6 protein-coding genes are annotated in these 8,415 nt (G+C 39.0%); 2 read left to right on the top strand and 4 right to left on the bottom strand.

Annotation, left to right across the window (positions count from 1 at the left end):
- Together WYK_RS07095 and WYK_RS07090 are read left to right on the top strand one after the other, a co-directional pair.
- Nucleotides 1–650: toxin regulator (locus tag WYK_RS07095; protein ID WP_081704801.1), on the top strand; the 650-nt coding region annotated here is incomplete at its 5' end.
- 151 nt (nucleotides 651–801) lie between these two features.
- Nucleotides 802–1,701 carry a 3-hydroxyacyl-CoA dehydrogenase gene (locus tag WYK_RS07090; RefSeq protein ID WP_040373840.1) on the top strand — a complete coding sequence of 300 codons (900 nt, stop codon included), beginning with the start codon at nucleotides 802–804 and terminating at the stop codon, nucleotides 1,699–1,701.
- Nucleotides 1,702–1,910: 209 nt separating this feature from the next.
- Here WYK_RS07090 and ebgA read toward each other — a convergent pair whose 3' ends face one another.
- The 4 genes from ebgA to WYK_RS07070 all read right to left on the bottom strand — a co-directional run bounded on the left by ebgA (nucleotide 1,911) and on the right by WYK_RS07070 (nucleotide 8,347).
- Entirely contained in the window at nucleotides 1,911–5,057 is a 3,147-nt protein-coding gene (ebgA, locus tag WYK_RS07085) for a beta-galactosidase subunit alpha (protein ID WP_040373839.1), read from the bottom strand.
- 113 nt (nucleotides 5,058–5,170) lie between these two features.
- Nucleotides 5,171–5,995, bottom strand: a complete 825-nt coding sequence (locus WYK_RS07080) for a carbohydrate ABC transporter permease (protein ID WP_040373838.1) — start codon at nucleotides 5,993–5,995, stop codon at nucleotides 5,171–5,173.
- Entirely contained in the window at nucleotides 5,988–6,875 is an 888-nt protein-coding gene (locus WYK_RS07075) for a carbohydrate ABC transporter permease (RefSeq protein WP_040373846.1), read from the bottom strand. Before WYK_RS07075 ends, WYK_RS07080 begins: the two co-directional genes overlap by 8 nt.
- Before the next feature lie 179 nt (nucleotides 6,876–7,054).
- Nucleotides 7,055–8,347: an ABC transporter substrate-binding protein gene (locus tag WYK_RS07070; RefSeq protein WP_040373837.1), complete on the bottom strand. Its 1,293-nt coding sequence runs from the start codon at nucleotides 8,345–8,347 to the stop codon at nucleotides 7,055–7,057.
- Nucleotides 8,348–8,415 lie beyond the last annotated feature (68 nt).

Raw genomic sequence — 8,415 nt, 5'->3', positions numbered from 1 at the left:
TCATTATTGCACTATTTATTGGAGGAGCATTCGGCCCGTCTCAGGAAGAGTTAGACCAAGTTCTATCAGATAAACAAGACATGGAGATAACCCTATCTAAAGAAAAAGAGAAGAATGATAAATTAAGCGATACTAATAAAGAACTTGCCGCGAAGGTCGAAGAAGCGGAACCATATTTTAAAATGGAAGAAGAAGAACGAAAAAACAAACAAGCTGAAGCGGAAGCCAAAGCTGCAGAATTAGAGAAGAAAAAGGCTGCTGCTGAGGCAGAAGCGGAAGCTAAAGAAAAGAAAAAAGCTGCAGAATTAAAGAAGAAAGCTGAAGAAAAGGAAAAGAAAGGGTATGAAACAGGAATCACTTATAATCAATTGGCAAGAACTCCCGATGACTATATGGGCGAAAAAATTAAATTCCGTGGAAAAGTCATTCAAGTTATGGAGGGGGATGATACTACCCAAATAAGATTAGCAGTTGGCGAAGATTATGACACCATACTCTTTGGGGAATATGACTCATCTATTGTTAATTCTAGAATTTTAGAAGATGATATTATTACAGTTATGGGCCTATCCACTGGACTATTAACTTACGAATCTACAATGGGTGGAGACATATCGATTCCAGGGATGTCTATTGATAAAATACAATAAAGCTATATTGGTCATTTAAGTCTCCTTTTATAATAGAGGGGACTTTTTAACCCTTCATGGAATGTTTTAATTTATGTAAATTTATGCATCTTTTTCTTGAATTTTGTAATAATATAAATATTATTTAAAAAGGAAAAGAGGTACAGGTATTATGAACTACAAAAACATAACAGTGGCCGGAAGCGGCGTTTTAGGAAGTCAGATTGCCTTTCAGACTGCATATAAAGGAAAATTTAATGTAGTTATATATGACATTAACGATGAAGCATTAGAACGTGCGAAAGATAGAATTTTGAACTTAAAGCCATATTATAAAGAAGATTTAGGGGCTTCTGATGAGGACCTTAATGACGCTTATAATCGACTGTCTTTCCACTCTGATTTAGCAAAAGCCGTAGCTAATGCGGATCTTGTGATTGAAGCGATTCCAGAAGTCGTAAACATTAAAACGAACTTTTATAACCAACTGGGGAAAGTGGCTCCGGAAAAGACCATTTTTGCAACTAACTCCTCTACATTATTACCAAGCCAATTTGCTGAAGCGACTGGCCGTCCCGAGAAATTTCTGGCTCTACACTTTGCTAATGAAATTTGGAAAAACAATACAGCTGAAGTCATGAAACACCCTGGGACAGCTGAAGAGGTCTTTAATGAGGTGATTGAATTTGCAAAAGCTATCGGAATGGTCGCCCTCCCATTACATAAAGAGCAGCCCGGCTATATCTTAAATTCTTTATTAGTCCCTTTATTAGAAGCAGGTCAGGGGCTGTTATTAAATGATGTGGCCGATCCTGAAACCATCGACAAAACATGGATGATTGCAACTGGTGCACCTCTTGGACCCTTCGCTATACTAGATGTGGTTGGAATTACAACTGCTTATAACATTGCCAATGCAAAAGCTCAAACAGGTGATCCACATTTCAAAAAATTGGCTTCCCTCTTGAAAACGGAGTATATCGATAAAGGTAAAACCGGAAGAGCAGCAGGAGAAGGATTCTACAAATACCCTAACCCTACTTTTGCTCGAGAAGATTTCTTAAAAGAGTGATTTGAATTATCCTGAGACGTAACTAAAATAGGCTGTCTGCACCAAATTCGTTTGGATGCCAGACAGCCTATTCTTGAATTTCTCCCCAGTTACCGCTCTTACTACTGCTCTACAGCACTCCCACAATTGCGATACCGAGGATGCACTTTTTAGGAATTTCCATCATAAGGTTCATTGGGACTTCGCCATTTTTTTGTTAGTATCTCTAATTAAAACTTGCTTAGTTCAATCGGGGAAAATTGATTTTTGAAATAAGGTTTGAATCGCACTTCAAATTCAAAAGCATCAGGTCTTAAACGATATTTTTCCAGTACATCTGGACCGCAGCTGGATGAGCCAAGACCATGCTGTTTATGATCCAAATTAAAGGTAATGTAATCCTCAATCTTCAAGTCATGCGTATGGTTAGCGTTTTCAATATTTTCAGTAGTATAGTAGTGAGCACTAAAATCTATTTCTGGTTCGCCGACCGCTAAAAGCCCAAAACCATTTGCATCCGTTAATGAGACCCATTTAACCTGATGCCGATTGCCATTTTCTTGCGGCCAGACATAAGGGGTATATAACCCTTCAACATTATTGGTCCATACGCCTATTTTATTGGCCATCATGCTATCCACATAAGCTTCTCCAGGGCCGCGGCCGTACCAGCTGACATTCTCCAGCGTTTTTGGCAGCTTCATCGTTAACCCAATTCTTGGCATCGTTTCTGGCAGTTCTCCTTGTGGGTCGCCTTTTACATTTAAGAAAACATCGCCGCTGCCTAAAATGGTATAGGTGTATGTGGCGGTGATTCCCCATGCTAACCTTGGCGGCGCAATTCGCACAGCGACATGAATATCCACTTTCTTCTTGTTAGAGGAAACAACATACGATACATCATCGATTCTATGTTGCATCCAGTGCAGACCATATTTTTGCCATACTTCCTTTGAACTAATGCCTTTATGAATAGCCAATTTGTCGTTATCTGTCGGTGCCCTCCAGAAATTCAATTTTGGCCCTGTTTCCAAAACCTTCAATCCTTCAACAGTCCATGAGTCAATGACACCAAAAATTTTATTAAAAGCAAATTCAAACGTATCTCCAGATACAGAAATCAACGAGTCACACTCTTTAACCGTCATCGGATAAGATAGCGGGATGATTTTTTCAGTTACTTTGGCTGAAACAGGATAGTTAAATTGCTCCCATGCTAGTTCATGACCTGCTTTAGCCCATAAGGTGTCCACAGTCGTCCGTAAACTAACATTCAACATGTAATCAGTGTGAGCCTTTATATTTGCAGGCAGCGTAAATGGTATTGTGATATTCTTCGAGTTACCTGCTTGAATAGCTTGTATTGATTGTATTCCCTGATCAAGAATTTGATCATCACATATAATAGACCATGATAATTGTAGATGGTCTAAAGAAATAAAATCATAGCGGTTGGTGATTGCGATAATCCCTTTCTCTAAATCTACTATTTCTGCTTTAACTGGCTCAATTACCTTCTTGTATTCTATTAACGCAGGTGATGGCGTACGGTCAGGCCTGATAAGACCATCTATGACAAAGTTCGAATCATGCGGCATTTCGCCAAAATCACCGCCGTACGCAAAATACTCTTCTCCCTTATCATTTACTTGTCTGATACCATGATCAATCCATTCCCAGACGAAACCTCCTTGTAATCTTCTATATTTATAGAAGGTGTCCCAATACTCTTTGAACCCTCCAGGACCATTTCCCATCGCATGAGCATATTCGCAAAGAATATGCGGCTTAGTCAAGTCGTTCCTTTTTCCTAATTCGTCCATTACCTCGACTGGTGTATACATAGTAGTGTGGACATCAGAAGCGATTGGATCCCTGGACGGATTATTTTGGTCCTCATCCATAATGAAGCGGCATTCCCCTTCATAGTGAATAGGCCTTGTTGGATCTTTTGCTCTGGACCAATCAGCCATAGCTTCATGATTTCTGCCAAATCCTGATTCATTCCCAAGCGACCACATAACAATGGAAGCATGGTTCTTATCCCGTTCAACCATTCGTTTCATTCGATCAACGTAGGCCTCTTCCCAATTGGAGTCATCACTGATTTGATTAAAGTTATTAATCTCTTCAAATCCATGACATTCCAAATCCGCCTCATCGATGACATACAACCCATAAATATCACACAAATCGTAAAAACGAGGATCATTAGGATAGTGGGATGTCCTGACCGCATTAATATTGTGACGTTTCATCAGCTGGATATCTTCAATCATCGAATCCAGTGGAACAGCTCTTCCGAGGTCTGGATGGTGATCGTGACGATTGACCCCTTTAAACATGACTGGAACCCCATTTACTAGCAACACACCATCATTTATTTCTACTGTGCGGAAACCAACTTTAGTTGGGATGACTTCAATCACATTCCCCTTTTCATCTTTTAAGGTAAGAAGCAGATGATATAGGTATGGACTCTCAGCATTCCATTTTTTTGGGCTGTAAACTGGGATTGCAGCAGATATCTTCTGTTCATTCATCACATCAATGCTGATATTATCTAAATTCTTTGTTTCGACTTCTTCATATAAATGATTTAATAGTTTTATTTCCAGCTGATAATTGGTAATCGTATTATTCTGCTGGTTTAATAAAAAAGCTTCAATTTCTAATTCGCCATTTTCGTAGTTTTCATCGAGAGTCGTTTTGACAAAGTAATCTCTCACATTCGTCTGTGGTCTTGCGAGCAAATAAACGTCTCTAAATATACCACTGAGCCACCACATGTCCTGGTCCTCAATATAACTCGCCTCAGACCATTGATAAACCTGAACAGCTACAACATTTTTCCCTCCATGTACAAACGAAGTAATATCAAATTCACTTGGCAGACGGCTGCCCTGACTATAGCCTACTTCCTTGCCGTTTACCCAAACATGGAACGCACTATCCACCCCTTCAAATCGCAAAATGATGGCTTGATCTGCCCACTCACTTGGAATAGTGAACTCACGTCTATAAGAGCCAGTTGGATTTTCAGATGGAATATGCGGCGGATCTACGGGAAATGGATATTGTACATTCGTATAATGAGGTCTTCCATATCCATGCATCTGCCAGTTAGATGGAACCTGCAAATCATCCCATTCACTAGAATCATATGATTCTTCAAGAAATTGTTTTGGTGCCAAGGCAGGACTCTCAGCATAGTGGAATTTCCATACACCATTTAGCAGCTTAAACCCCTTAGCTTTACCTCTGTCGTAAGTCAACGCGGATGATTCACTTGCATAAGAAAAGAAGTAAGCCCTCTCCTGCAAACGATTCACGTGAAGTATAGATAAGTTTTCCCAATCCTTCGATTCTTTTGTCATAACATTTCACCTTTCTTTCCACTTATTAAAGTACAGAAACTTAGTAGTTTTTTTGTGACATGATCAATTTATTAATAATGATGATACACAAATCCACTTCAACTATTTAAAAATTACTTTACTGACCCCATCATGCCGGCAACGAAGTGTTTTTGCAGTATGAAGAATATCAGTGCAGTTGGCAGGGTTGCAATAACGATTGCTGTCATAATCACTCCAAAGTCTGGGGAATATCCAGATCCAAGATTTGATATGAGCAACGGTAATGTATGCTTTTCTGAAGACTGGAGTACAACAAGCGGCCATAGGTAACTGTTCCAGCTAGCCATAAATGTAATAATGGCGGCTGCAGCATACGTTGTTTTCATTGTTGGAATATAAATTCTTATGAAAACCCCTAGCTCCGATAACCCATCAATTCGCCCAGCCTCAATAATTTCCCTAGGGAACATCTTTGTACTTTGGCGAAAGAAAAAGATTAGAAAAGCCGTTGCACTCGTTGGTAAGATGACTGCGGCAAGTGTATCAATACCAATCATTGGTGCGGCTTCGGAAATGGTGCCAAACATCCGAAACAAGGGCACCATCAGAGCGGCAAATGGAATCATCATTGAGAGTAATAAGAAACTAAACACATAGTCTTTCATTTTACTTTTAAAAATTTCAAAGCCATAACCGGCTAATGAGGCAATCAGCAAAGCAAGCAGTGTTGTTATAACGGCTATTTTAATAGAATTAATCAATACAGGTATAAGATCAACTGTATCCAACAAGCTCCGGAAATTTTCTAAAAGGTGACTCCCTGGCAATAATCGGCCCTTCGTCACATCCACTGACTTATTTGTCGAACTGACAACCATCCAGAGAAACGGGAAGATGGAGACAATGGAGGCTAAACTTAAAAAGGTATAGGTAAATATGCTCGATAGTTTACTCATTTTTATCACCTGCCACCTTAAACTGAAGAATGGAAAAGATGCCAATCATAATCACAATTGCATAAGAGACAGTCGCCGCATAACCAAAGTCAGGAGTATATTTAAACGACAGATTGTAAATATACTGAGAAATGGTCATCGTTGCATTTCCTGGCCCGCCCTGTGTAATATTCATGACTTCATCAAACAATTGAAGGGTCCCGATTGTTGAAATAATTGAAGTAAACAAAATAATTGGTTTTAGTAATGGTATAGTAATCTTAAAAAATTGCTGAATTGGGGACGCACCATCCATTTTTGCTGATTCATAAATTGAGTAATCAATATTTTGCAGGGCAGATAAATAGAAGATCATATTATAACCAGTCCATCTCCAAGTGATGGCAACAATAATGGTGATTTTCGCCCAAAAAGGGTCAGTCAACCACTGAATTGGTTCAGAAATAAGTGAAATTTTCATTAGCAGGATGTTAACAATGCCATCTAGAGAAAATAAATATTTAAAAATAACCGAATATGCAACAAGTGAGGTTACACACGGTAAGAAAATCGCTGTTCTAAAGAACCCCCTAAACTTTAGTTTGGGGTTATTCAGCAATACCGATATAAATAGAGCAAGGATAATCATAATCGGAACTTGAATAATGAGATAGATAACCGTATTTTTTACAGTTGTCAAAAATGTTGGATCCTTCAATAAACGTGCATAATTGTCCAATCCGACAAAGGTAAGATTTGTACCTGTTCCTGATTGCAAAGACATCATAAATGCATGAACCATTGGATAGAAAGTAAACGTACAGATCATGACGACTGCCAGTACGACAAAAGACCATCCAATCGTTGCACTTTTTATCCGATGCTTCCGACTGTTTTTCATGAATCGCACCTTTTGGCCGGTCGTTGTCGTAGAATAACTTTGTTTGGTTTTTGCCGGGATCACTTTGCATCAACTCCTTACTATCTTGATAAAAAAACCTCGGGAATCCCGCCTGTTACACAGAGTAGCTCCGCCATACCAATATGAGAAGCCGGCGAATTCCCGAGGCAATTATTCTATTATTTAATTTGTTGTTCCGCTTGTTTTTGAGCGTCTTTCAAAACTGTGTCAAGATCTTTTCCTTTTAAGTAATCCTGCATACCGACCGCTAATATATCTTCAATTACATACGTATGCGCACCGTAGTTTACTTGTGGAATGTCTGCCACCCATTTAGAAAAATCTTGTGTGATTGGTTGACCTCCAAAGAATTCATCTGCAGCTTTGTAAGCCTCTCCTTCTGCAGCAGGCTTATACGTACCAATAGCACCAATTTCTTTGTTGATGTCCTGATAAAAATCAACATTTGAACCGAATGTTTTAGCCAATAAATCTGCAGCCTTCTCTTTACCTGATATATTAAGAACGTACCAGGAGCTTCCACCAAGGTTAGTTGCATTAACAGAATTTGCATTACCCGATTGTTTAGGGAAAGGGACAACTGCCCACTTGTCCTTTTGAGAAGCTTCCTGCTTTACGGAAGCTGTCATCCAGTTACCTGTTAGAACGGATGCAGTTTCGCCGCTGTTAAAGGACGCAAGGTATTGCCCCCAGTCAGAGACAGGTTTCGATATATCTGCATCTATAATTTCTTTGTAAGTAGTAAATGCTTCTTTAAGAAACTCATTATCCCCTAAGTCTGGAGTGACGCCATCTTCCTTTAGATACCATGAGCCACTGGTCTGAATCATCTGACGAATAAGCCCAAGATCTTTCGGATCCATTGATATCATAGATTTTCCAGTAGCTTGTTTAACTTTTTTACCGATTTCTATATACTTGTTCCAGTCTATTCCTTGCAAATCTTCAACAGTATATCCAGCCTTCTCTAAATAATCTGTTCTTACGTAAAAACCGGATACTCCTGTATCAAATGGAATTCCATAGTGTTTATCTTCCAAGCTGGTAGGAGCAAGTTTATATTCTGCAAAATCTTCTGCTTTGAAGTAACTTGATAATTCGAAGAATGCATCTGGATAGGCTTTAAGAAAACTTTGCGCACGATAATCTTCAATTAGGACGATATTAGGCATCCCTTTAGATGTACCTGAGCTTAAGCTGGTATTCAGTTTTTGGACAATATCTGCTTGGGCATTCTCAATGACTTTTAGTTTAAGCTTAGAATTTTCCTTATTATAAGTGTCCATTGCCATATTAATTGCTTTCACGTTGAAGTTTGGATCCCAAGTCCATACTGTTAACTCGTTGGTTTCTTTTTCTGTGTCGGAAGCCTCTTCCGTCGTTTTTGATTCAGAAGAGCATGCTGATAATAAAAGCAAGCTTGCTAACAATAATGCGAAAATCTTCTTCAATGATATCCCCCCAATTCTATTTGTAAGCGTTATCATTTCTACATATTTATGTTATCACCTCTTCACCA

The organism is Peribacillus psychrosaccharolyticus ATCC 23296 (genome assembly GCF_000305495.1).
Taxonomy (GTDB): Bacteria; Bacillota; Bacilli; order Bacillales; family DSM-1321; genus Peribacillus; species Peribacillus psychrosaccharolyticus.
This window is presented reverse-complemented; position numbering and strand designations above follow the sequence as displayed.

Excerpts from the sequence above, each read along its gene's own strand:
- WYK_RS07090 (WP_040373840.1), top strand. The coding sequence starts at position 802 with ATGAACTACAAAAACATAACAGTGGCCGGAAGCGGCGTTTTAGGAAGT.
- ebgA (WP_040373839.1), bottom strand. The coding sequence starts at position 5,057 with ATGACAAAAGAATCGAAGGATTGGGAAAACTTATCTATACTTCACGTG.
- WYK_RS07080 (WP_040373838.1), bottom strand. The coding sequence starts at position 5,995 with ATGAGTAAACTATCGAGCATATTTACCTATACCTTTTTAAGTTTAGCC.
- WYK_RS07075 (WP_040373846.1), bottom strand. The coding sequence starts at position 6,875 with ATGAAAAACAGTCGGAAGCATCGGATAAAAAGTGCAACGATTGGATGG.